We start from the raw sequence: 21,976 nt of genomic DNA, 5'->3' as shown, positions 1-21,976 counted from the left end.
AGTCGGTCGCGTCGCGGCTCGACGAGGTGTGACCCGGCGGTCGCCGCGGGACCCTCCCCCGGCGACCGCCGCCGAGCGTAACCGGTTTGCCCGCGACCCGCGTACGGGTCGGTAATGAACCGCGAGCAGGCCGTCGACCGGCTGGCGACCCTCGTCGACCGAGTCGAGAACGAGACGATGCCGGTCCCCGTCCGCGAGGTGTGGGCGTTCGGCGACGTCGCGCTCGGGCTCGACCCCGTCGAGCGCCTCGATGTCTACCTCACCAAGGATGTGATCATGGGCGGCGACGCCGACGCCGACGCCGCCGCCGACTTCGAGGCCGAGTACGGCGTGAAGGGCGTCGGCACCTCGGTGCGCGCCGAGTGGGCGGAGGCGCACCCGGACCGCGTGCGCGCGAGCGACAACGGGTACGCCGCCCCCGAGAAGTGCCTCGCGGCCGAACTCCTCGCGGATGACGAGCCGATTCACCTCGAGGTGTGTAACGCGAGCTTCGAGGACAACGTGCGCCAGCGTTTAAAAGGAGCGCTGGCCCGCGACGCCTACGAGGAGGTGCTCGACCCGCGCGGCGTCTGCCTGTGGGTCGACGGCACCCGCGACGCGGAGGCGTTCGACCGGCTCCGCGAGGCCTCCCTCGCGATGCCGACGCTCCCCGCCGCGCTCGGCATGCTCGGCGCCGACGAGGACGTGGCGCGCGAGGCCGCGGACGTGCTCACACGCCGGCGGGCCGAGCAGGAGGGGGCGTCGGTTCGCGGCGATATGATTTAAAAGCCCGGCGAGTGGTCCGCCCGCCGACCGCGTTTGGCCGCCACCGGACCGCTTTTTGACCGGTTCGCCGTGTGGACGGTATGCCCACGCCTACCGACCGCGTCCGGCGCGCGGAGCGCTCGCGGATCCGCGTGATGTTCGACCTCGCACAGCGTCACGACGGCGACCTCGTCAGGCTGGAGGTCGGCGAGCCGGACTTCGACACGCCGGAGCACGTGATCGACGCGGCCGCGAGCGCGGCCCGCGGCGGCGCGACGCATTACACCTCCAACGCGGGACTCCCCGAGTGCCGGCGCGCCATCAGCGACACGCTCGCGGGCGAGTACGGCGTCGAGCACGACCCCGACGAGATCGTCGTCACCGTCGGCGGGATGGAGGCGCTCCACCTCGCGACCCTCGCGACGGTGTCGCCCGGCGAGGAGCTGCTCGTCCCGGGCCCCACGTGGCCCAACTACGAGACGCAGGCGACGCTCGCGGACGGGACGTTTCGCGAGGTGCCCATGCCGGCCGAGACGGGCTTCGCCCTCGACGCCGACCGCGTGATCGACGCGATGAGCGACGACACCGCGGCGGTCGTGCTCACGACGCCCTCGAACCCGACCGGCCGCGTCTTCGACCCCGACGAGTGCCGCGCGGTCGTCGAGGCCGCGGCCGACCACGACGCCTACGTGATCGCCGACGAGGTGTACCTCGGGCTCACGTACGACGGCCCCGCCCGGGGGATCGCCGCCGTCACGGGCCACCCGGACCACGTGTTGACGGTCGGCTCCTGCTCGAAGCGGTACGCGATGACCGGCTGGCGGCTCGGCTGGCTCGCGGGCGACCGGGAGGTGATCGACGAGGTGACGACGGTCCGCGAATCGACCACGGCCTGCGCGTCGAGCGTCGCACAGCACGCCGCGATCGCCGCCCTTACCGGCCCGCAGGAGCCGTTCGAGGAGATGTACCGCGCGTTCGAGGAGCGTCGGGACCTCGTCGTCGACCGCGTCGACGCCATCGACGGGCTCTCGTGTCCCCGGCCGGAGGGCGCGTTCTACGCCTTCCTCGACCCCGGGCTCGACGCGCCCGCCATCGACGTCGCGAAGTACCTCCTCCAAGAGCACGGCGTCGTGCTCGCGCCCGGCGACGGCTTCGGCGACACGGCCCCCGGGCGGCTCCGGCTCTCCTTCGCGAACTCCGTCGACCGGCTCGAGGAGGGGTTCGATCGGATCGAGGCCGGGCTGGCGGAGTACTGACCGCCGGCTCCGTCGAGTTCCGTTTTAACTTGGGGTAATGCACATCCCGATGGCCGTGCGAGAGACACCGCGCGTATCGCTCAGCCCTCGATGCCGGTTCGGGGTCGTATTCAGGCGGTCGCAGTCCGGCCATCCGACCCCGCACGGTCGATCAGCAGGGCGACGACGACAGCAGCCACGACGCTCACGCCGAGATGAACGGGGAACGTGAACGTGTCGTCGGCATACGGCACGTTGACGTAGCGCAGTCCCGCGATCGCGATGAACGCGACACCGAACGTCGCGTAGGCGACGAGGGCCGACGCGGCGATCCCGGAGAGCCGTCCAGCGTACACGCTGACAAGCCCGCCTGCCAGCAATCCGGCGGCGACGCCGACAACAACGCCGATGATACCGATACCGGGGGCCTCCCCGGCGCCCAGCAGCTCTATGGTCGCGGCACCCGCCAGCAGGAACGTAGCGACGGCGGCACCCAATCCGAGGGCGATCGTACGTGCGTTCATAGGTAACGCATCGAACTTAGAGAGCATATAGCCCGCAGTCGGTTCTCTGGAGCCAAGATGCCCACTCACAGTGAGGACGAGACGTGCCCGCGTGTAGCTATTCTATCAATTCACTGAGAGAGGCGAGTGCAGCGGCCCCCGCGTGCTCGATCTCCTCTCTGTATCTCGCACGGCGTTCTTGACGGGTAGTAGCAATTTACCGGACTGACCGGCATATATCCTCCTGGCGCTAACCGGGTCGGGAGCGCACATCTCAGTCATCGAGAGGCTCGAAGGGTCCGATCTCCGTTTCGCTCCGATCAGCGCATCAGCTCCCCGCCGTTCACGTTCAGCGTCTCGCCCGTGACGAACGTCGCGTCCCGGAGATAGGCGGCAGCGTCGGCGATGTCTTCGGGCTGGCCGTATCGATCGACCGGAATCCGCGCCAGCTCTTCGCGCTTCTCCTCCGGGGTCCGGTCGCCGGTCATGTCCGTCTCGACGTGGCCGGGCGCGATCGCGTTCGCCCGCACGTCGGGCGCGAAGTCCTCGGCGTGGCTCCGGGTGAGCGAGAGGAGCGCTCCCTTGGAGGCGGCGTAGTGGCACTCGATCGGCGCGCCGGTGTGCGCGAGGATGGAGGAAATGTTCGTCACCGAGGGGTCGTCCTCGGACTCGCGGAGGCGCGGGAGCGCCGCCTTCGTGACGTTGAACGCGGAGTTGACGTTGACGTCCATCACCCGGTCGAAGTCGTCGGGATCGAGCTCGGCGGTGTACACGTGCTGGTCGATCCCGGCGTTGTTGACGACGTGGTCCACCCCGCCAAACGCGTCGGCGGCGGTCTCGACGAGCCGCGCGGCCGCGTCAGCGTCGGAGACGTCCGCCCCCACGACGACCGCCTCTTGGCCTCGGTCGCGGACTCCTTCGGCGACCGCCTCGGCGGCCTCGTCCCCGGTGTGGTAGTTGACGGCGACGTCGTAGCCGTCGGCGGCGAACCGAAGCGCGATCGCCCGTCCGATACCCCGAGAAGACCCCGTCACGACTGCGGCTGGCATGTCTCACCGGTCGCTCCGGGTCGACTTCGTCTTTCGGGACGCGGCGATGCGGGAGAGCCGCTAGCCCGCCTACGTCACCCGTCCGACGGTCACGTCGAAGGGGACGCGCTCGACGCGCTCGTACTCGCCGTCGCCGATGGCGTCGACCACCTCCCGACCCATCGCCCGCCAGCGTCGGCGGAGGTCGTCGTAGGCGTCGAGGGAGGTCGCGGCGATCAGCTCCTCGCGGTGGTCGGCGAGGCCGGCGCCGGAGGCCTTTCGTGCCGCGGACGAGAGCGCGGACTCCGCGTACGGCGGGGCGGTCCGCTTCTCGTGGACGTATCGGCGCGTCCGGAGGTCGCCGAGCCCCGCCGCCGCGAACGCGTCCCGCACGCGGTCGCCGAGGGCGACGTCGGTGTCGACGCCTTTTAAATACGCCTCGCGGGCCTCCCGCTCCAGGCGCTCCTCGGCGTCGACCGTCGACGTCACCGTCACGTCGCCGTTGTCCGGCTCGATCGCGGCGACGAGGTCCGAGGAAACGCGCGCGAACTCCCGGACCGCGGCGGCCGGGTCGGGGAGGTTGATCAGGAGGGCCTGACAGACGACGAGGTCGACGGCGTCGTCCGGGAGGGGGAGCTGGGTCGCGTCGCCGGCGACGTACGGCAGGCCGGTCTCCTCGCGGGCGACCGCCAGGAGGTCGGGGTCGGCGTCGACGCCGATCACGGTCGCGTCCGGGGCCGCCTCCGCGTCGAGGACGCGGGTCAGCTCGCCGGTGCCGCAGCCGACGTCGAGCACGCGGCGGCGGCCCGACAGCTTCAGGTCCGCGAGGGCCGCCCGGTCGTCGGCCCACATCCCCTGTCGGGTGTGTTCGAGGTACTCCGCGGAGAAGCGTCGCACGGCCCCGCGTTCGACGCGGGACGAATTAAACGTGAGGAACTCGCTCGTCGTGACGGAGTCCGACTTTCACTCCGCGTCGCCTTCGCCATCTTCGCCATCTTCGCCCTCGCCGTCGTCGCTCCCGTACCCGGCGAGGTCCGCGAGGAGCGCGGCGGTGACGCCGGCGCAGTAGCCGACGAACGCGCCGCTCAGTCCGACCGCCGCGAACGCCATCGTCACTCCCCCGATCGGGGAGTCGCCGGCGCCCACGCCCGGCACGCCGAAGACGGTCCCGACGACGACGAGCGCGGCGAAGACGACCGCGGGCACCGCGCCCACCGCGAGACACGCCGGGCCGCCGCAGCGCGCGTACCCGCCGACGGCCGCGATCGGCGCCGGCGCGTAGAACACCAGCAGCGGCACGAGCCGATCGGTCAGCGCCGCCGCGGTCGGGAGGTCCGCGCGCTCGGCGACTATCGCGACCGCCAGCGAGAGCGCTACGAGACCGGCGAACCCGCCGACCATCGTCAGGGCCAAGCGACGCCGCTGACCGATGAGGAGCGCCTTCGTGGTGGTCATATCCGTGGATCGCGGCTCCGGGTATATAAAGGCGCGTCGGACGGTTTTAAACGAAATCGACGCGTTACCGCCCCCGACGAGGCGCCCCGCGAACTCAGTCCGCCCGCAGTTCGCGGACGCGCTCGATGTTCCACGCGAAGCTCTTCCCGTCCTCGGTCGGCGTCTCCAGCGCCAGCGGCACGTCCGTCAGGTCCGGGTGGTTGACGATCCGCTCCATCCCCGCCTCGCCGATGTGCCCCTCGCCGATGTGGGCGTGCTCGTCCTTGTTGGTGCCGCAGGCGTGCTTCGAGTCGTTGAGGTGGATGTACTCGAGGTGCTCTAACCCGACGACGTCGTCGAACTCGTCGACCGTCTCGTCGACCGCCCCGGCCGTCGAGAGGTCGTAGCCCGCCGCGAACGCGTGGGCGGTGTCGACGCAGACGTCGATGTCGGTCTCGGTGCGGTCGATGATCCCCGCAAGGTGCTCGAACTCGTCGCCGAGCTTCGTCCCCGCGCCGGCGTCGCTCTCGATGAGGATCGTCACGTCGTCGGGCACGTCGACGTCGTCGATCACCGAGGCGGCGTTGTCGAGCCCGCCCTCGACGCCGGCGCCCGTGTGCGCGCCGAGGTGGACGTTAACGTAGGGTATGTCCAGCTTCGCGGCCGCGTCGACCTCCTTCTGCATCGAGTCGAGCGACTTCTCGCGGAGCCCCTCCTTCGGCGTGCAGAGGTTGACGAGGTAGGAGGTGTGGATCACCCACGGCCCGACCAGATCGCGTTCGGTCCCCTCGCGGAACAGCTTCGCCTCCTCGTCGCCGATGTCCGGGTCCTGCCACACCTGCGGCGAGTGGGTGAAGATCTGCCCGCAGTTGCCGCCGAACTGCTTCTGTCTGAACACCGCGTTCGCGATGTTCCCGTACGGCGGCGTTTCGGGATCGTTGGACGCCCGCGAACCGGAGATCGAGACGTGTGCGCCGACCTTGAGACTCATACGAACACCACGGGGGCGACTGAAAAAGCCCCTTCGGAACGCCGGCCGGTTCTTCCCCCCTCCCTTCCGGTGACTACGCGTCGTCGTTCCCGGGCCGCGTTCGGACCCACCCGTCGTCGCGATACTTCGCCTCGACGAGCTCTTCGGCCCGCGCGAGCTCCGCGCTCGACCACGCCCCATCGCGGTCGAGCGAGACTGCGTCGCCCTCGGGGTCGTCACCGTCGCCCGCCCCGACCACCCACTCGACGAGCGCCGCCTCGACCGCCGCCACGGCGTCCGCCCGGTCGACGTCGGCCAGCTCGTCCATTCCGACGACGCGCTCCCCGAACTCGCCCGGCGTCACCGGCGGGTCGGCGAAGGTCCCGAGGTGGCGTTCCGCGTCCACAGAGAACGTCAGCGAGCCGTGCTGGATCACGGCGTCGCGTTTGCGGTACTGCGCGTTACCGGCGATCTTCCGACGGCCTTCGGCGCCGTCACCGTCCGTCGCGCCGTCACCGCCCGTCGCGCCGCCACTCTCCGTCGACCCGCCCGCCACCACGTCGTGCGCCGGATGCAGCTCCCGGAGGTAGCAGGCGGGGTGGTACAGCTCCGGCATCGACTCCTCGACGTAGCCGGCGTCGATCCCGAGGCGGTCGAACGCGTCGAGGACGGGCTCGCAGAGCAGGTGATAGCAGTCGAGCAGCTCGCCGGGCACGTCGGCGGCGGGCACCGCGATCGAGTAGGCCACGTCGCCGCGCCCGTCGTGGTAGATCCCGCCGCCGCCGGTCTGTCGGCGCGTCACGTCGATCCCCTCGCGCTCGCAGAACGCCCAGTCGACGGTCGCCGGGTCCTGTCGGTAGCCGAGCGTGAGGCAGCTCGGCTCCCACCGGTACGTCCGGACCGTCGCGGGACCGCCCGCGGCCGCCGTCTCGGCCGCGACCTCGTCGAGCGCCATCTGCATCGGCCCGGGACGGGCCTCCTCTCGAATCAGTCGCCAGTCCCCCGTCGGCGCGGTCATGCGCGCCACTCCGCCCGCCGCCCCGAAAGCCGTTGCGCTCGGCGGGATGCGACCGCCGAAACCGAATTTGCTATCGCGGAATGCGATTTATCAGGTGGGTTCGCGGAACGCGCGTCCCTTTTACGAATCGCCGGAGTAGGGGGCGTATGGTTCGAAACGTCGCCGGCGAGATGGCGGAGCTCGACCCCGAGGACTTCTATCTCCTCTCGGGCGTCGAGCAGGGGATGCGGTTCTCCGAGTGGGTCCGTCGCGACAAGCTCCCCGACTACGCCGATCTGACGCGCGAGGAGGTCGACTACCGGATCGACCGATGTCTCGACCGCGAGCTGATCCAGCGGAAGACGATCCAGTACGAGGGGTACCAGCTCACGTTCGAGGGGTACGACGCCCTGGCGCTCCGGACGTTCGCCGAGCGCGAGACCATCGACGGCGTGGGCTCGCCCCTGGGGTTCGGCAAGGAGGGAGACGTGTACGAGGCGCAGTCGTTCAAGCCGCTCGCCTTGAAGTACCACCGGGAGGGGTACACTAACTTCCGCGAGGTGAACCGCGAGCGCGAGTACACCGCCGACCGCGACCACGTCTCCTGGATGTACACCGCGCGCAAGGCGGCCGAACGCGAGTACGAGGCGATGGAGGCGATGTACCCCGACGTGAGCGTGCCGCGGCCGGTCGATCACAACCGGCACGCCATCGTGATGGACAAGTTCGACGGCGCGGAGCTCTCGCGCGCGACGCTCGAGCCCGAACAGGCCTCCGCGGTCCTCGATTTAGTCCTCCGCGAGCTCGTGACCGCCCACGACCTCGGGTGGGTCCACGCCGACATGTCCGAGCACAACGTCGCGGTCGCGGAGAGCGGGGTCACGATCTTCGACTGGCCGCAGGCGGTCCCGGTCGACCACGAGAACGCTCGCGAGTTCCTCGAACGCGACGTCGCGAACCTCCTGCGCTACTTCAGCCGGAAGTACCCCCACGAAGTCCCCAGAGACGCCGATACCGACGGTATCGCGGCCGCTATCGCCGACGGCTCGTTCGAGACGGTTCGCGCGTTCGCGGCGGAATAAATCTCATATCGCGATACGAATTCCGTTCTCTGCGGTGGTCTCCGTCTCGTCGCCTCGCCGCCTGCATCAGCTCTCATTCGTCGCCTCGCCGCCCGCACCGACCGTCTCCGAACGAGCTCGTCGCGTGAGACGATTGTTTAGGTCTGCCTAAGATTCGAAACCGATTTAATCCTTTAGGGTCGCCTAAAATCCATGGAGCCAGACGCGGACCGACCCGCCGCGACGCGCCGCGACGCGATCAGGTACTGCGGCGCCGCCGCCGGCGCGGGACTGCTCGCGGGGTGTGCCGGGACCGAGCCGACGGACGGGTCGGCGTCGACCGGATCCGGGGACGACGGTTCGGGGGCTGCCGATCAGGGGGACGGCTCGGCGAGTGGGGACGCGGGCACGGGATCGTACACGGCCGAGCTGGCGCCGGTCGGAGAGGTCGCGTTCGACGCCGTTCCGGAGGACGTCATGGTGTACAGCCTGTTGTACGCCGACCTCGCCGTCGCGCTTGGCCACGGCGACGCGGTGAACTCCCTCGGGTTCGACGCGGACGCCGGCGGGAACACGCTCGACGCCTACTACGCCGGCCTCGACGGCGTCGCCTTCGACCGCGAGGGGCTCGCGCAGCTCAACTCCGGCTCGGGAGGCGTCTCCGTCGACCGCGAGCTCCTCTACGAGCTCGACAGCGACCTCCACCTCGCGGACCCCTGCCTGTTCGCGTCATTCGACGGCTGGAGCGAGGCCGACGTGGCCGAGGTCCGCGACAACGTCGCGCCGTGGTTCGGGAACGTCTACAGCCGTCGGCACTCCGAGCCGCCGGAGCCGTGTCGCGACGAGTACGCGTACTACACGCTCCCGGAGATCGGCGAGCGCGTCGCCGCCGCGTTCCGGGAGGAGGAGCGCTTCGCCGCGCTCGAGACCGTCCGCGAGGACCTGGTCGAGACGATCCGCGGCGACCTCCCGCCCGCAGAGGAGCGCCCGACGGTCGCCGCGCTCATCTACATGGACGGGACGTACTACCCCTCCCGGACCGACGAGCCGGGATTCGCGAACGCGCACGTCCGGCCCTTCGACGTCCCCGACGCCTTCGCCGCGGACGACGTCACCTACGAGACGGCGTACGACCACGAGCGGCTGCTGGAGGTCGACCCGGACGTCGTCCTCCACCAGTACGGTATCGCCTCCTACTACGACGTGGGGGCGATCCGCGAGGAGCTCGCCGACCACCCGGTCGCCGGCGAGCTCTCCGCGGTCGAGAGCGACCGGTTCTACCCCTCGGGCCATCCGGTGCAGGGACCGATCATGAACCTGTTCCAGCTGGAGATGACCGCCAAACAGCTGTTCCCGGAGCGGTTCGGCGAGTGGCCGGGCTACGAGCACGGCGACGACTACCCGGAGATTCCGGAGTCAGAGCACCTCTTCGACCGCGACCGGGTCGCGGCGATCGTGGCCGGTGATGCGGAATGAGCGACCGAGACGATCGCGAGGAGACCGACCGCGGCGAGGGCGCCGAGGAGATTGACTACGACGCCGTCGTGGTCGGCGGCGGTCCCGCCGGCTGTTCGGCCGCGGTCTTCGCCGCCCGCGAGGGGCTCGACGTCGCCGTGTTCGACCGCGGCCGGTCGTCGATCGCGCGCTGCGCGCACCTCGGGAACTACCTCGGGTTCCCCGGCGGGATCGACGTCGAGACGTTCTACGACCTCGCGCACGAGCACGTCGAGCGCGCGGGCGCCGAGCTCGTCGACGACCTCGTCGAGTCGGCCGAGAAACGGGACGGGGGCGAGGCGGAGACGCGGTTCCGCGTCACTCCGCAGGAGGGCGAGCCGGTCACCGCCCGCCGCGTGGTGGCGGCGACGCGGTACGGCGGCGAGTACCTCCGCGGGCTCGACGACGACGACGCGATGTTCGAGACCCACGACCACGGCGGCGAGGTCCACGAGCACTTCGACCGGGAGTACGCCGACCCCGACGGGGCGACGCCGGTCGACGGGCTCTACGTCGCCACTCCCTCAGAGGCCGACCGACAGGTGGTCACGGCGGCCGGGCGCGGCGCCCGCGTCGCCCGGCGGGTCGTCACGGACGCGCGGATCGACGACGGCTGGTGGCCCGCGGCGGCAGAGGGCGTCGACTGGGTGCGCCGCGAGGCCGAGCGCGACGAGGAGTGGGCCGACCGCGAGCGGTGGGTCGAGTGGTTCGACGATCGCCACGCCGACGCTCCCGTCGACCCGGACGGGGAGCGGTTCGCCCGGGTCCGCGAGGCGGCGATCGACGAGGCGCTGTCGGCGTACGTCGACGCCGACGAGGTCGAGGCGCGGACCGCCGAGGGACGGCGCGCGCTCGCCGGCCACATCGACCCCGACGCCGCCGTCGACGCCCACGGGGCCGACGCGCTGCTCGACGCCATGGACGACGAGGACATCGCCGCGTACGCCGAGGGGACGCGATGAGCGGCGGGAGGTCGGTCGCCGGTGAGGGCGCCGCGCGCCGGGCGTCAGAGGGGCGGATCGGGGCGCTGTTCGATCCCAAACTGGTCTCGGTCGCGCTCGCCAGCGTCGCGGTCGTCGTCGCCGGCGGGCTCGTGCAGGTGAGCTTCGGCGCGTACTCGATGACGATCGGCGAGGCGTGGCGCGCTGTCCTCGATCCCGCGGTCCTCCTCGACCCGCGGTGGCTGTTGAACTTCGTCGTCGGCGAGGGGCTGATGCGCTCGATCACCGGCTTTCAGGGGGAGCTCCCCGAGCTGGCACACGAGACGCTCATCGTCTGGAACATCCGGCTTCCGCGGGTGTTCGTCGCGGCTATCGTCGGGATGAACCTCGGCGTCTCGGGAGCCATCTTCCAGGCGGTCACCAGGAACGAGCTCGCGAGCCCGTTCATCCTCGGCGTCTCCTCGGGCGCGGGGCTGATGATCCTGCTGACGCTCGTGGTGTTCGGGGGGCTCTCGGCGTTCCTCCCGCTGATCGCGGCGCTCGGCGGCGCGGTCGCGTTCCTGGTCGTCTACGCCATCGCGTGGAAGAACGGGACGAGCCCGGTCCGGCTCGTGCTCGCGGGCGTAATCGTCGGGACCGTCTTCAACAGCCTCCAGACGGGGCTGTTCTTCTTCGCGGACGACATCGGCGTCGTCCAGTCGGCGATCCAGTGGACGACGGGGTCGCTGACGGGGACCGACTGGGAGCAGGTCCGGATGGCGCTGCCGTGGACGGCCGTGGCGGTGGCGTTGTCGCTCGCGGGGTCGCGACAGCTGAACCTCCTCCTCCTGGGCGAGCAGACGGCGAAGTCGCTGGGGATGTCGATCGAGAAGGTGCGGTTCGCGCTCTCCGGCGTCGCCGTGCTGGCGGCCGCCGCCAGCATCGCGGTGGCCGGCATCGTCAGCTTCGTTGGGCTGATCGTCCCCCACATGGTGCGGAATCTCGTCGGCAGCGACTACAAGCGGGTGATCGTCGGCTGTCTGTTCGTCGGTCCCGCGCTGATGGTCGCGGCCGACGTGGGCGCGCGCCTCGGGATGGGCGTGATCACGGGCGCGGCCTCGCAGATCCCGGTCGGAATCGTCACCGGGCTGATCGGCGGCCCGTACTTCCTGTACCTGATGCGGCGACAGCAGAACATGGGTGAACTCTAAATGTCAACGGAGAACGCGGACGCGACGGAGATCGACGCGACGGACGGACCGGACGGATCGAACGACGCGGGCGCCTCGGCGACGGCCCGAGGGGAGCCCGCGACGGACGCGAGCGACCTCGACGGCGAGGACCTCGTCTTAGGGTATCCGAACGCCCCGGGGCCCGTCATCGACGGCGAGTCGATCGCGGCCGAACCCGGCGCCGTCACGGCCCTCGTCGGTCCGAACGGCTCGGGAAAGAGCACCCTGCTGAAGGGGCTGGCGACACAGCTCGCGCCGGAGGACGGCTCCGTGCTGGTCGACGGCCGCGACGTGCACGCGATGGACACGAAGGCGCTCGCCCGGAAGCTCGGGCTGCTCTCGCAGGAGAGCACCTCGCCGAACAGCATCACGGTCGAGGATCTCGTGTACCACGGACGGTACCCCCACCGCGGCTTCTTCGAGCGGACGACCGACGAGGACGCGGTTGCGGTTGAGGAGGCGATCGAGCTCGCCGGCTGCGGTCACCTGCGCGACCGCGAGGTAGGGAGCCTCAGCGGCGGGCAAAAGCAGCTCGCGTGGATCGCGATGGTGCTCGCACAGGACACCGACGTGCTCCTCCTCGACGAGCCGACGACGTTCCTCGACCTCCATCACCAGATGGAGGTGATGGAGATCATCGAGACGCTCCGCGACGAGAGCGACGTGACCGTCGTCGTCGTGCTCCACGACATCGAGCAGGCCGCCCGGCTCGCCGACCGGATGGTCGCGCTCAAGGACGGCGAGATCCGCGCCCGCGGCGCCCCCGAGGAGATCGTCACGGAGGAGCTGCTCGCGGACGTGTTCCGCGTCGACGCCGACGTGGTGCAGACCGAGAACGGACCGCGCGTCACGCCGCTGCGCGCGCGTCACGCGGAGTCGGAGTAGATCGGTCCGTCCGTCTCCGCGACTTGTTTAGGCCGGCCTAAAAACCGAAGCGGTTAAATTGTTTTAGGCTAGCCTAAAAACATGCGCAGAGACGACGCGGCACGCGGAGACCCGACCCGCAGAGCGTTCGCGAAGTACGGCAGCACGGTCGCGCTCGGCGGCCTCCTCGCCGGCTGTGTCGGCGGCGGCGACGCCGACCCCGAGTCGCCGGACGGCGGCGCGGCGGATTCCGATTCGTCCGACGGCGGCGAGTCGGCGGAGTCCGAGACCGACGCCGACGACGGGAGCTACACGGCGTCGATCTCGCCGATGGGCGAGGTGGCCTTCGAGTCGCCGCCGGAGACGGTGTTCACGCGCCTCACCCACCACGCGGGCATGGCGTTCGCGCTGGGCCGGGGGAACGACGTCACCGCGCTGCACGCGCCCGACTACTACGACGGCCTCTGGAACCAGTTCGTCGAGCGGCTCCCGGGCGTCTCGCTCGATTGGTCCGGGCGCTACTCCTCGTGGCAGCCGGACAAGGAGAAGCTGTACGGCCTCGACAGCGACGTCCACCTCGCGGACCCCGCGTGGATCACCCGGCAGGACGCGTGGGACCGCGCCGACGTCGACGAGATCGCCGAGAACGTCTCGCCGTGGTTCGGCAACTCCCTCAGCGACCGTCACCAGGAGCCGACCGGGGAGTGGGCCGACGGGTACCAGTACTACGGGCTCTGGGAGCAGTTCGAGATCGTCGCCGAGGCGTTCCGAGAGCGCGAGCGCTACGAGGCACTCGCGGGCGTCCGCGACGACCTCCTGTCGACGATCGAAGGCGGTCTGCCGCCGGAGGAGGAGCGCCCGACCGCGATCATGATCGCCGCGGCCGACATCGAGAGCATCTACGCGTACACGCTGAGCAACCCCGGCTTCCTCACGTCGCACACGCGCCCGCTCGGCCCGCGCGACGCGTTCGAGGGGAGCGTCGACTCCGGCACGGTCGTCGACTTCGAGACGATGCTCGAGGCCGACCCGGACGTAATCCTCTACCTCGGCGGGATGGAGCCGGGGACTGACATGGCCGGGCGGCGGGCCGCCTTCGAGGACGATCCCGTCGGCTCGGAGGTCACCGCGGTACAGAACGACCGGATCCACCCGCAGGGCGCCCGCTATCAGGGGCCGGTCCTCAACCTCTTCCAGCTGGAGATGACGGCGAAGCAGCTGTACCCCGAGACGTTCGGCGAGTGGCCGCGCTACGAGGAGGGTCCGTACCCGGAAATCCCGGATGGAGAGCGGCTGTTCGACCGCCAGCGCGTCGCGGACGTCATCAACGGGGAGGTATAAATGCGCGCCCGCGAGTGGGCCGTCGCGGCGACGTACGGCGACCCGACCGACTACGACGTGCCGGCGCTGCCGGCGTGGCGGGTCGAGCGCGGCGACGCCGGCGACATCGCGTTCGCGGCGGCCGACGGCGACGAGCCGTTCATCGCCGCCGCCAACCCGGTTCGAGTGCGGCGATGAGCGAGGCGAGGCCGGCCGGTCGACCGCGCATCGCGCCTGACCCGCGGGACCGAAGCTCATACTTCGTCTCGCCCGCGTCACCGGGTATGGATCCGAACCACGGACGGACCGCGGACCGCGACCGACGGTGCGGGCCGGAGGCCGACCGATGACCGAGGGACCGACCGACTCGCGCGACGCCGTCGTCGTCGGCGGCGGCGTCGCCGGGCTCTCGGCGGCCGTGTTCACGGCGCGGCAGGGGCTCGACACGCTCGTCGTCGACGCCGGCGAGTCGATCCTCCGGCGGAACGCCCACCTAGAGAACTTCCCGGGGTTCCCGCTCGGCGTCAACGCCCGACAACTGCTCGACCTCCTCGGCGAGCAGGCCGAGACCGCGGGGGCGGACCGGCTCGACGCGCGGGTCACGCGGGTCGCGGCGATCGAGGGGTCCGGCGATGTCGACGGCGACGGCTCGGACGGCGACAATTCGAACGGCGACGACCCGAACGACGGCGCCCGCTTCGCCGTCGAGACCGACGGCGACGACCGGGTCCGGACGCGGTACGTCGTCGCGGCCACGAAGAACGAGGTCGGCTACCTCGACGGGATCGACGGCGTCGGGATCCTCGACCGCGGGAAGGCGTACGTCGACGTCGACGAACGCGGCCGGACCGGCGTCGACGGGCTGTACGCGGCGGGGCGTCTCGCGGAGAAGCCCCATCAGGCCGCGGTGTGCGCCGGGCACGGCGCCGAGGTCGCGGTCACGCTGCTGGAGGACGACGACGCGCCGTTCTACCACGACTGGGTGGCGCCCGAGGGGTACTTCACGGACCGCGGCCGGGAGGTGCCGCCGGGCTGCGAGGAGATCGACGCCGAGGAGCGCCGCGAGCGCGAGGCCGCCTCGCTCGACGCGACGCGCGAGCGGTTCGCGGACCCGCACCCCGACCCGCAGGAGACGCACCCGAGCTTGGAGGAGTGACCCCATGAGGAGCGTGACCCCGACGTGATCGGGACGACCCTGGCCGCGATCAGCGACCACATCGAGTCGCTGGCCTCGACCGACGGCGAGTACTCGCTCGTCTGCGCTCGCTACGGCGACCGACCGGTCCCCGCGGCCGGGCTCCGCTTCGAGAGCCGGACCGCCGCGCGCGCCGCGGCCCGCGCCACCGAGCAGTACCGCGACGCGCTCCGTCGGTACGACCCGCAGGTCCCGTACTACGACGTGATCGTGCGGCAGGAGTACGCTGGCGACGAGGGCGTCGGCCTCGGCGCCCGCGACGGAAGCGCCGACGGCGACGCCGGAAGCGGTCGGTCCGCCGGCGGCGAGCACGACGTGCGGCGGTTCTCGGCGGCCGAGGCGGCGGCCTGGTCGCTCTCCGACCCAGTCGTGAGCCGAGACGGTGACGACCGTTCGGATCGCGGTCGGAGCCCGGGTCGGGACGGCCGCTCGGACGGAACTCCCGCTCCGAGCCGCGACCTCGTCGGGTTCTGCCACGACGCGGCGGCGGCGGTGTTCGAGGCCCTCTCGGCGGGCGACCACGACGCGGTCGAGTCGGCGGTCATGGACGCGTACTTCGCGTTCGCGGAGGAGCGGTCGGACCCGGACGGCCTCTGTCTCCGGCTCCTCGAGGCGGTGGCGTTCGAGCTTCGCCGCGGCCTCGAGCCGACCGAACAGGCCGCGGTGCTGGCCGACGCCGCGTCGCGGCTCCCCGCCGCGCCCGACGCGGACCCGGTGGCGGGGGCGTTCGAGCGCCTCGCCGGAGCGGGGGTCGTCGGGAGCTACGCGGCCGACCCGAGCGGCGACGAGCCGCCAGCGGCGTCGAGGGTCGTCCACGTGTCCGACTACGCGCTGAGCCCCCAGGACGGGCGATTCCCGACGCTACCCATCGTCCTCGAACTCTGCCGACACGGCGATCGGTCGCCCCCGAGTGCGATCCGCGTCGACGCCGCGGAAGGGGGCTGGCGGCTCCGAATCGAGCCCGCCGCCGACGAGGAGCCCGCCGGACTGGCGAGCGCCCCGATCCGCGGGTAGGTCGGCGTCGACCCGCGCGGCGTCGATCCACTCGGGGCGGACCTACTCGGTGTCGGCGGTGCCGCCGGACTCGTCGTCGTCGCCGGCCTCGATCCGCACGAGGTCGGCCTCGACGTCCTCGACGAACGCGCCCTTGCCGCCCACGGTGACGGTGCCGTCGTCGGTCTCCACGACGAGCGAGTGTTGGACCGGGAACTCGTTGTTCGTCGGCTCGACCATCCCCTGTTTCGCCTCGACGACGCGGCCGTCGAGCTCGACCGGCTCGTCGCTCTCCGTCCACCGCCCGCCGACGGTCACGCGCGGGAGCTGTCCGGCGCGGAGGCGCAGGGTCGCCTGCAGGACGGTGTGCCGGAAGTTCGCGTACTCCGCCGGCAGCGGCGCCGGCGGCGCGGTCGCGGCCTCGGTCGCGGCCGGCCAGTAGTTCCCGAGGAAGGAGCCGACGATGACGGGCGCGAGCTGCTCCTGCGAGAAGTGGATCGCCTGTCGGTCGGTGTCGGACCGGCGGAGGAGCTCGGGCGGGGCGACGACGCCGGCCGCGGAGTCGACGGTGAGCAGCGTGGGCATCGCCTCGCTCCACGTCCGGACGACGCTGGCGACGCCCTCGAACGCGTCGACGTCGAGGTCCTCCTCGGCGAGGTCGTCCTCGGCGTCCGAGACGACGAGGAGCACGAGGACGCCCCGGTCGACCGCGTCCGAGAGCGACTCGCGGATCTCGGGGAGGTGGTCGGCCGTGATCGACAGCGCCGCCTCCGACTCGGCGTCGCCGAGCAGCGAGCGGATCCGCTTGATGACGGTGACGCGGGACTTGATCACCTCGAACTGCTCGACGGACCGCTCCACCCGCGAGAAGCGCTCCTCCAGTCCGGGCCGGATCGCGTCGACGTCGGAGCGGAGCCGGTTTATCACCTCGTCGGGCGGGTTCGCGCGGATCGTCGTCGGCACGACGTGGTCGTTCACCTCGACGAACCCGCGGTCCGCGAGCGACTCGCTCACGCTGTAGACGTAGCGCTTCGACACGCCGGCGGCGTCCGCGATCGTGCTCGCCTTCGCCTCGCCGTGCTCCAAGAGACTGAGATACGTGTCGATCTCCTTGTCCGAGAGCCCGAACCGGCGGAGGAGGTCGTTCAGCGTCCGGTCGTCCATACGGGAAGAGGACGAGGCGCCCACTTATAAACGCCGGAGACCGCAACCCGCGCCGGCCGCTCGGTCGACGCCGCGGCCGATTATTTAAAAACCGCGACGGCTTCGACGTCGACTTCGGCACCGACCGCCCGGTCCGCGAACAGGTCGGTCTCGACTCGCTCCGGCACCGCGACGGTCGCCGGCTCGCTCGCGAAGTTGACGACGACGAGGAGAGGGTCGTCTCGATTCTCCGCGGCGCGGACCCACGCAGTCACCCGCTCGGGGTCGCCGTCGACGACGCGCACGTCGGCGGCCTCGAAGTCGACGGCGCCCTCGCGGAGGTCCGGCTCGCGCTCGCGGAGCGCGGCGAGGTCGCGGTGGAAGTCGGTGAGGTCGTTGTCGCCGTCGTGCCACCGGATCGGGCCCCGGTACGTCTCGTTGCCGCGCTCCTGCCCGGCGTAGATCATCGGCGCGCCGGGGAGCGCGAAGACGGTCGCGGCGGCGGCCTTCAGCGCGTCCCGGCCGTACTCGGCGAGGTACCGCTCCTCGTCGTGGTTCTCGACGTAGCGCAGCTGCGCGGCCGGGTCGTCGAAGCCGAGCCACGCGGCGCGATCGAACGCGTCGGCGACCGCGTCCGCGGGCGCCTCGCCCGCGCCGGCGTCGCGGAGGACCTCGTACAGGGAGGTGTCGTAGTGGAGGTCGAACTCCCCCTCGCCGTAGAAGGGGTCGTGCGGGAGCGTCTCGTCGAGGAGGAGAACGTCGTCGGGGACGCGGTCGGCGACCTCCTTCCAGAAGCCGTGCGGGACCCCCCACGCCACGTCGGCGCGGAAGCCGTCGACGACGGCGGCCCACTCGTCGACCACGTCCAGCAGCCACGCGCGGACCGTCGGGCTGTCGAAGTTGAGGTTGGGGATCCGCCGCCAGTTGAAGTAGTACTCCGGCATGTCGCCGGGAGCGAGCTCCGCCCAGTCGGTGCCGGTCACGTCGAACGCGCCGTCGGCCCGCCGGTAGTGGTCGGCGTACTCGTCGACGCCGGCAGCGTGCAGCTGGAAGGCGGGATGATCGCGGGAGGTGTGGTTGATGACGAGGTCGAAGACCACCCGAATGCCGGCGTCGTGGCAGGTCTCGACCAGCGACTCGAACGCCTCCCGAGAGCCGAGGTCGCTCGCCGTCTCGTAGTAGTCGGTGACGTGGTAGCCGTGCTCCGTCGGCGAGGCCAGCACGGGCGTCAGCCAGAGCGCGTCGACGCGCAGGCTCTCCAAGTACGGCACGCGGCGCTCGATCTCGCGGAACGTGGTCGGCAGGGTGTCGCCCGCGAACGACCGGACGAAGACCTCGTATATCGTCGGCGAGTCGGCCCACTCGGGCGGCGCGTGGGGGTCGCTCACCGTGAGCGACGCGTCGTCGCCGCCGTCTTCGGCGGTCCGTTCGTCGTCGTCGGGCCCGATCCGCACCGTCTCGGCGGCCCCGTACCGCTCCGCGCGCGGGACCGCGTGGACCCGGATGCCGTCGCCGCCGAGGGCCTCGTCGGGGATTTCATCGAGCGGAACCGCGAGCGTGGCACCGTCCGCGAGTGACTCGATCCGCGCGACCGTCTCGGGATCCGCGTCGCGGTCGTCGACGAGGAACTCGACGTCGACGCGGGGCTCGTCCGACGCGTCGCCGTCGCCCAGCCTCGGCGGGGCGTCGACGTCGGCCGTCAGAACGACCGTCGAGCCATATCCTCCGCCGCCTTCGCTCTCCTCCACGCACGCGTCGAGCGAGAGGCGGGGGCGGCCCGGTCCGGAGACCTCGACGACGTCGCCGTGCTCGTTGCTCGGGTCGTCGTTGGCGACGAAGCTGAACCCGTGACGCCCGGGCGGCACGCGGGCCTCGACCACCCAGTCGTCGCCGTCGCGCTCGGGGCGGTCGCGGGCGAGGAGGCGCTCGTTGTGCGCCCACATCAGCGAGACGCGGTCGACGTCGGCGTCGTCCACCGGGAGGTCCGCAGCGGGCACGCGCAGCTCCGCCTCCCGGCGTTCGTCCGGGAAGGCGCGCACCCGCTGGCGGTGCGTCCCGTCGGGCGCGTCGAGCGTCAGGACGTAGGTCCCCGGCGCGTCGGGCCGGAGGTGGACGACCGGCGCGTCCGATCGGCTCGTCTCGCCGCGGCGGAGGACCGGCTCCCGCCGTTCGGCCTCCGATCCACCTTTTTCAGGCCCGTCGCCGGCGCCGACGGCGCTCCCGTCGGGCGCGTCGCGGACCGTCCACTCGTATGTCCCGTCCGGATCCGGGGAGCGCGGCGCCAGCTCGACCGATTCGCCGACGCTCGTCGTCCGCGGGGGCCCGGGTTCGTGCATGCCGGTACCCGGGCGTCCCCCGGCTTGAGCGTTTCCGTTCTCCAAAGATACGAATGAAGATTACACCAAAACTTCATACACGGAGGGGGCGTTTACCAGCGTAATGCAACTCCGCGACGCGCTCGACGACTACAAGCGCAACACCGGACACGCCACCCGGTTCCCCGGTGAGCGCCGGACCGTTACCGGGCGGTTCTCCGGCGGCGAGGGGCGGTTAGTCCACGTCGACGAGGACGGCGAGCTCCGCGACTTCGGCTACCCGCTGACCGGCCGGACCGGGCTGGTCCGATCGCGGCTCGGACTCGCCGTCGGCGGCGACGTCACCTGGCTCGACGAGGTCGACACCGCCCAGCGGTACGTCGGCGACACGACGGTGATCGAGACGGTCCACGAGGCGGACGCCGCGACCGTGACCCGCCACGACGTCACGCTCGGCGACGCGCACCTCACCCGCGCGACGGTCGACGTTGGGGAGGACGGGCACGCGAACGTCGACCCCGAGGCGCTCTCGCTCGTCGTCTACGCCCGGTTCGCGCCCGACGGCCGCGACGACCGCGTCGGCCAGCTCCGGTACGACGACGCGGTCGAAGTGTACCACGCCGACGAGCACGACTTCCTCGCGAGCGACACCGGGTTCTCGGACCTGCGCGGCCAGCTCCCGGCGACGTTCCCGGAGCTCCTCGAGGAGACGCCGACGGACCTCCCCCGCGACCGCGACGGCGACCGCTACGAGGAGGAGCGGCTCTCCGGCGAGGTCATCGCCGACGTCCCCTTCGAGGACGGCGTCGCCGCGGTCGCCTCGCTCCTGACCGACCGCGCCGAGACGACGCGCGAGGCGGCCCGCGCCCGGCTCGACGAGCTGTTCGCCGATCTCGATTCCGTGGACGCGCTCGCCGCGGCCGCCGGCGAGACGACGCCCTCGGTCCCCGAGTCGGCGCCGGCCCGCGAGTCGGTGGTCGCCGACCTCCGCGTGCTCTCCCTGCTCTCGGCCGAGTCCGGGCTCCGGATCGCCGGGCCCGACTTCGACCCCTTCTACGCGACCTCCGGCGGCTACGGCTACACCTGGTTCCGCGACGACGCGGAGATATCGGCGTTCCTGCTCGGCGCCGACGACCGGCTCGGGCTCGGGCTCGGCGACTGGCACGCCCGCTCGGCCGAGATGTACGTCGCCACCCAGCGCCCGGACGGCTCGTGGCCCCACCGCGTCTGGCCCCGGAACGGCGCGCTCGCGCCCGGCTGGGCGAACGCCCGCATCGAGGACGGCCCCGACGTGGACTACCAGGCCGACCAGACCGGCAGCGTCATCGCCTACCTCGCGCAGGCGCGCGAGGCCGGCGTGGACGTCGCCGACCTCGACGCGACCCTCGTCGCCGCGCTCGCCGGGCTCGACGAGACCTTGGAGGACGACGGCCGCCCCGTCGTCTGCCAGAACGCGTGGGAGGACAGCGCCGGGCGGTTCGCCCACACCGCGGCGACGTTCCTGGAGGCGTACAGCGAGCTCGCTCTCCACGGCGACGGGCTCGACGCCGCCGACCTCGACGCCGACGGCGACGCGAGCGCCCCCGGACGCGACCTCGACGCCGGCTCCCTGCCCGACGACCTCGCGGGCCACGCCCGCGATCAGGCGACCCGCGTATACGAGGCGCTCGACGACCTCTGGGTGCCCGAACGCGGCTGTTTCGCCCTCCGAGAGACGCCCGAGGGGGCGATCGACGACCGGCTCGACTCCTCGACGCTGTCGCTGGCGAGCGCGCACCGGTCGTTCGACGCCCTCGGTGAGAGCGGCGCTGACGGCGAGGGTGACGACGGAGCCGTCGACGCGGAGCGGCTCGACCGGCTCGTCTCGCACGTGGAGACGGTCGTCGACGGGCTCGCCCACGAGAGCGACGAGATCGCGGGGCTGATCCGCTACGAGGGCGACGCGTGGCGGCAGGCCGGCCAGCTCTCGGAGAAGGTGTGGACCGTCTCGACGGCGTGGGGCGCGAACGCCTGCGCCGAGCTCGCGGCCCTGCTCGCGGCTCACGACGACCCGCGGGCCGACCGGCTGGCGGAGCGCGCCCGCGAGCTCCTCGCGCACGTCTCGCCCGGCGGAACGCTGTGCGAGTCGACGAGCTACCTCCCCGAGCAGTTCTTCGACGACGGGACGCCCGACAGCGCCACCCCGCTCGGCTGGCCGCACGCCATCCGACTGGCGACGGTCGCGCTGTTACACGACCGCGACCTGCCGACGCCCGATCCCGTCGCGGTCGACGACTGACCGGGAGGGGTCTGTCTCCCTCACGTCGCGTCCGCGAGCGCGGCGCCCCCGGTCTGCTGGACGACGTAGTAGACGATTATCGAGACGGTGACCAGCGGGTCGGCGAACGGGAGCGAGACGAGCAGCGCGATTCCGAGATTTTTCAGATTCGTGGTGAAAAACAGGGCGAACGCCCGGTCTCGTTCGATTCCGAACGCGCGCTGACAGCACGCGCTGAGCGCCGCGCCGACGCCGAAGAGGCAGCCCGCGA

Annotated in this window: 20 protein-coding genes and 1 pseudogene; 12 read left to right on the top strand and 9 right to left on the bottom strand. The window is 71.6% G+C overall.

All coding sequences use genetic code 11. The annotated features are described in order from the left end of the window. The first annotated feature begins 114 nt into the window (after positions 1-114). Both B4V06_RS18360 and B4V06_RS18355 read left to right on the top strand, forming a co-directional pair. Positions 115-765, top strand: a complete 651-nt coding sequence (locus B4V06_RS18360; protein WP_123114117.1) for a DUF7095 family protein — start codon at positions 115-117, stop codon at positions 763-765. 80 nt (positions 766-845) lie between these two features. Further along, a complete protein-coding gene (locus B4V06_RS18355) occupies positions 846-2,000 on the top strand; it encodes a pyridoxal phosphate-dependent aminotransferase (protein WP_123114118.1) in 1,155 nt (384 codons plus the stop codon). A gap of 110 nt (positions 2,001-2,110) precedes the next feature. Here B4V06_RS18355 and B4V06_RS18350 read toward each other — a convergent pair whose 3' ends face one another. The 6 genes from B4V06_RS18350 to B4V06_RS18325 all read right to left on the bottom strand — a co-directional run bounded on the left by B4V06_RS18350 (position 2,111) and on the right by B4V06_RS18325 (position 6,932). Continuing rightward, complete coding sequence (locus B4V06_RS18350) at positions 2,111-2,503, bottom strand: DUF8147 domain-containing protein (RefSeq protein WP_123114119.1); 393 nt, start codon at positions 2,501-2,503, stop codon at positions 2,111-2,113. A gap of 299 nt (positions 2,504-2,802) precedes the next feature. Then, positions 2,803-3,531, bottom strand: a complete 729-nt coding sequence (locus B4V06_RS18345; RefSeq protein ID WP_123114120.1) for a glucose 1-dehydrogenase — start codon at positions 3,529-3,531, stop codon at positions 2,803-2,805. A 69-nt stretch (positions 3,532-3,600) separates the two neighbouring features. Continuing rightward, positions 3,601-4,407, bottom strand: coding sequence for a class I SAM-dependent methyltransferase (locus tag B4V06_RS18340; RefSeq protein ID WP_498171018.1), 807 nt, complete (start codon positions 4,405-4,407; stop codon positions 3,601-3,603). 66 nt (positions 4,408-4,473) lie between these two features. Then, positions 4,474-4,965 (bottom strand): hypothetical protein, encoded by a 492-nt coding sequence (locus tag B4V06_RS18335; protein WP_498171016.1) that lies wholly within the window; start codon positions 4,963-4,965, stop codon positions 4,474-4,476. Positions 4,966-5,059: 94 nt separating this feature from the next. Next, on the bottom strand, positions 5,060-5,935 hold the full coding sequence (locus B4V06_RS18330) for a deoxyribonuclease IV (protein WP_123114123.1): 876 nt from the start codon (positions 5,933-5,935) through the stop codon (positions 5,060-5,062). Between the two features lie 73 nt (positions 5,936-6,008). Further along, positions 6,009-6,932 (bottom strand): lipoate--protein ligase family protein, encoded by a 924-nt coding sequence (locus B4V06_RS18325; RefSeq protein WP_498171014.1) that lies wholly within the window; start codon positions 6,930-6,932, stop codon positions 6,009-6,011. Positions 6,933-7,078: 146 nt separating this feature from the next. Between B4V06_RS18325 and B4V06_RS18320 the strand changes: the two genes are divergently transcribed. The 9 genes from B4V06_RS18320 (at position 7,079) to B4V06_RS18280 (ending at position 16,011) form a co-directional block, all read left to right on the top strand. Further along, the gene (locus tag B4V06_RS18320; RefSeq protein WP_498171012.1) at positions 7,079-7,993 is read left to right on the top strand and encodes an RIO1 family regulatory kinase/ATPase domain-containing protein; all 915 of its coding nucleotides are present in this window, start codon (positions 7,079-7,081) and stop codon (positions 7,991-7,993) included. 192 nt (positions 7,994-8,185) lie between these two features. After that, the gene (locus B4V06_RS18315) at positions 8,186-9,448 is read left to right on the top strand and encodes an ABC transporter substrate-binding protein (protein ID WP_498171011.1); all 1,263 of its coding nucleotides are present in this window, start codon (positions 8,186-8,188) and stop codon (positions 9,446-9,448) included. Continuing rightward, positions 9,445-10,428 carry an NAD(P)/FAD-dependent oxidoreductase gene (locus tag B4V06_RS18310; protein WP_498171009.1) on the top strand — a complete coding sequence of 328 codons (984 nt, stop codon included), beginning with the start codon at positions 9,445-9,447 and terminating at the stop codon, positions 10,426-10,428. The genes B4V06_RS18315 and B4V06_RS18310 overlap by 4 nt, the downstream gene beginning before the upstream one ends. Then, positions 10,425-11,597, top strand: a complete 1,173-nt coding sequence (locus tag B4V06_RS18305) for a FecCD family ABC transporter permease (protein WP_123114128.1) — start codon at positions 10,425-10,427, stop codon at positions 11,595-11,597. Before B4V06_RS18310 ends, B4V06_RS18305 begins: the two co-directional genes overlap by 4 nt. Next, positions 11,598-12,503 carry an ABC transporter ATP-binding protein gene (locus B4V06_RS18300; RefSeq protein WP_498171008.1) on the top strand — a complete coding sequence of 302 codons (906 nt, stop codon included), beginning with the start codon at positions 11,598-11,600 and terminating at the stop codon, positions 12,501-12,503. A gap of 81 nt (positions 12,504-12,584) precedes the next feature. Further along, positions 12,585-13,823 carry an ABC transporter substrate-binding protein gene (locus tag B4V06_RS18295; protein ID WP_498171005.1) on the top strand — a complete coding sequence of 413 codons (1,239 nt, stop codon included), beginning with the start codon at positions 12,585-12,587 and terminating at the stop codon, positions 13,821-13,823. Then, a complete protein-coding gene (locus B4V06_RS18290) occupies positions 13,824-14,000 on the top strand; it encodes a hypothetical protein (protein WP_176329349.1) in 177 nt (58 codons plus the stop codon). 148 nt (positions 14,001-14,148) lie between these two features. Continuing rightward, complete coding sequence (locus B4V06_RS18285; protein ID WP_498171002.1) at positions 14,149-14,958, top strand: FAD-binding protein; 810 nt, start codon at positions 14,149-14,151, stop codon at positions 14,956-14,958. Between the two features lie 24 nt (positions 14,959-14,982). Next, the gene (locus B4V06_RS18280; RefSeq protein ID WP_123114132.1) at positions 14,983-16,011 is read left to right on the top strand and encodes a DUF7551 domain-containing protein; all 1,029 of its coding nucleotides are present in this window, start codon (positions 14,983-14,985) and stop codon (positions 16,009-16,011) included. 42 nt (positions 16,012-16,053) lie between these two features. Here B4V06_RS18280 and B4V06_RS18275 read toward each other — a convergent pair whose 3' ends face one another. Further along, complete coding sequence (locus B4V06_RS18275; RefSeq protein WP_498170999.1) at positions 16,054-17,154, bottom strand: TrmB family transcriptional regulator; 1,101 nt, start codon at positions 17,152-17,154, stop codon at positions 16,054-16,056. 80 nt (positions 17,155-17,234) lie between these two features. After that, complete coding sequence (locus tag B4V06_RS18270; RefSeq protein ID WP_498170997.1) at positions 17,235-19,469, bottom strand: alpha-amylase family glycosyl hydrolase; 2,235 nt, start codon at positions 19,467-19,469, stop codon at positions 17,235-17,237. Positions 19,470-19,572: 103 nt separating this feature from the next. On the opposite strand from B4V06_RS18270, the gene B4V06_RS18265 reads away from it, so the two are divergent. Beyond that, on the top strand, positions 19,573-21,726 hold the full coding sequence (locus tag B4V06_RS18265; RefSeq protein WP_498170995.1) for a DUF7997 domain-containing protein: 2,154 nt from the start codon (positions 19,573-19,575) through the stop codon (positions 21,724-21,726). A 20-nt stretch (positions 21,727-21,746) separates the two neighbouring features. Here B4V06_RS18265 and B4V06_RS18260 read toward each other — a convergent pair. After that, positions 21,747-21,976: pseudogene (locus tag B4V06_RS18260) on the bottom strand (bile acid:sodium symporter); the annotation flags it as partial.

The organism is Halorubrum sp. B53 (genome assembly GCF_059752395.1).
Note: the sequence above shows the minus strand (reverse complement) of the source record. Positions and strands in the feature narration are given on the sequence as shown.

Coding starts and splice junctions, on each gene's coding strand:
- B4V06_RS18360 (WP_123114117.1), top strand. CDS start 115: ATGAACCGCGAGCAGGCCGTCGACCGGCTGGCGACCCTCGTCGACCGA.
- B4V06_RS18355 (WP_123114118.1), top strand. CDS start 846: ATGCCCACGCCTACCGACCGCGTCCGGCGCGCGGAGCGCTCGCGGATC.
- B4V06_RS18350 (WP_123114119.1), bottom strand. CDS start 2,503: ATGAACGCACGTACGATCGCCCTCGGATTGGGTGCCGCCGTCGCTACG.
- B4V06_RS18345 (WP_123114120.1), bottom strand. CDS start 3,531: ATGCCAGCCGCAGTCGTGACGGGGTCTTCTCGGGGTATCGGACGGGCG.
- B4V06_RS18335 (WP_498171016.1), bottom strand. CDS start 4,965: ATGACCACCACGAAGGCGCTCCTCATCGGTCAGCGGCGTCGCTTGGCC.
- B4V06_RS18330 (WP_123114123.1), bottom strand. CDS start 5,935: ATGAGTCTCAAGGTCGGCGCACACGTCTCGATCTCCGGTTCGCGGGCG.
- B4V06_RS18325 (WP_498171014.1), bottom strand. CDS start 6,932: ATGACCGCGCCGACGGGGGACTGGCGACTGATTCGAGAGGAGGCCCGT.
- B4V06_RS18320 (WP_498171012.1), top strand. CDS start 7,079: ATGGTTCGAAACGTCGCCGGCGAGATGGCGGAGCTCGACCCCGAGGAC.
- B4V06_RS18315 (WP_498171011.1), top strand. CDS start 8,186: ATGGAGCCAGACGCGGACCGACCCGCCGCGACGCGCCGCGACGCGATC.
- B4V06_RS18310 (WP_498171009.1), top strand. CDS start 9,445: ATGAGCGACCGAGACGATCGCGAGGAGACCGACCGCGGCGAGGGCGCC.
- B4V06_RS18305 (WP_123114128.1), top strand. CDS start 10,425: ATGAGCGGCGGGAGGTCGGTCGCCGGTGAGGGCGCCGCGCGCCGGGCG.
- B4V06_RS18300 (WP_498171008.1), top strand. CDS start 11,598: ATGTCAACGGAGAACGCGGACGCGACGGAGATCGACGCGACGGACGGA.
- B4V06_RS18295 (WP_498171005.1), top strand. CDS start 12,585: ATGCGCAGAGACGACGCGGCACGCGGAGACCCGACCCGCAGAGCGTTC.
- B4V06_RS18290 (WP_176329349.1), top strand. CDS start 13,824: ATGCGCGCCCGCGAGTGGGCCGTCGCGGCGACGTACGGCGACCCGACC.
- B4V06_RS18285 (WP_498171002.1), top strand. CDS start 14,149: ATGACCGAGGGACCGACCGACTCGCGCGACGCCGTCGTCGTCGGCGGC.
- B4V06_RS18275 (WP_498170999.1), bottom strand. CDS start 17,154: ATGGACGACCGGACGCTGAACGACCTCCTCCGCCGGTTCGGGCTCTCG.
- B4V06_RS18270 (WP_498170997.1), bottom strand. CDS start 19,469: ATGCACGAACCCGGGCCCCCGCGGACGACGAGCGTCGGCGAATCGGTC.
- B4V06_RS18265 (WP_498170995.1), top strand. CDS start 19,573: ATGCAACTCCGCGACGCGCTCGACGACTACAAGCGCAACACCGGACAC.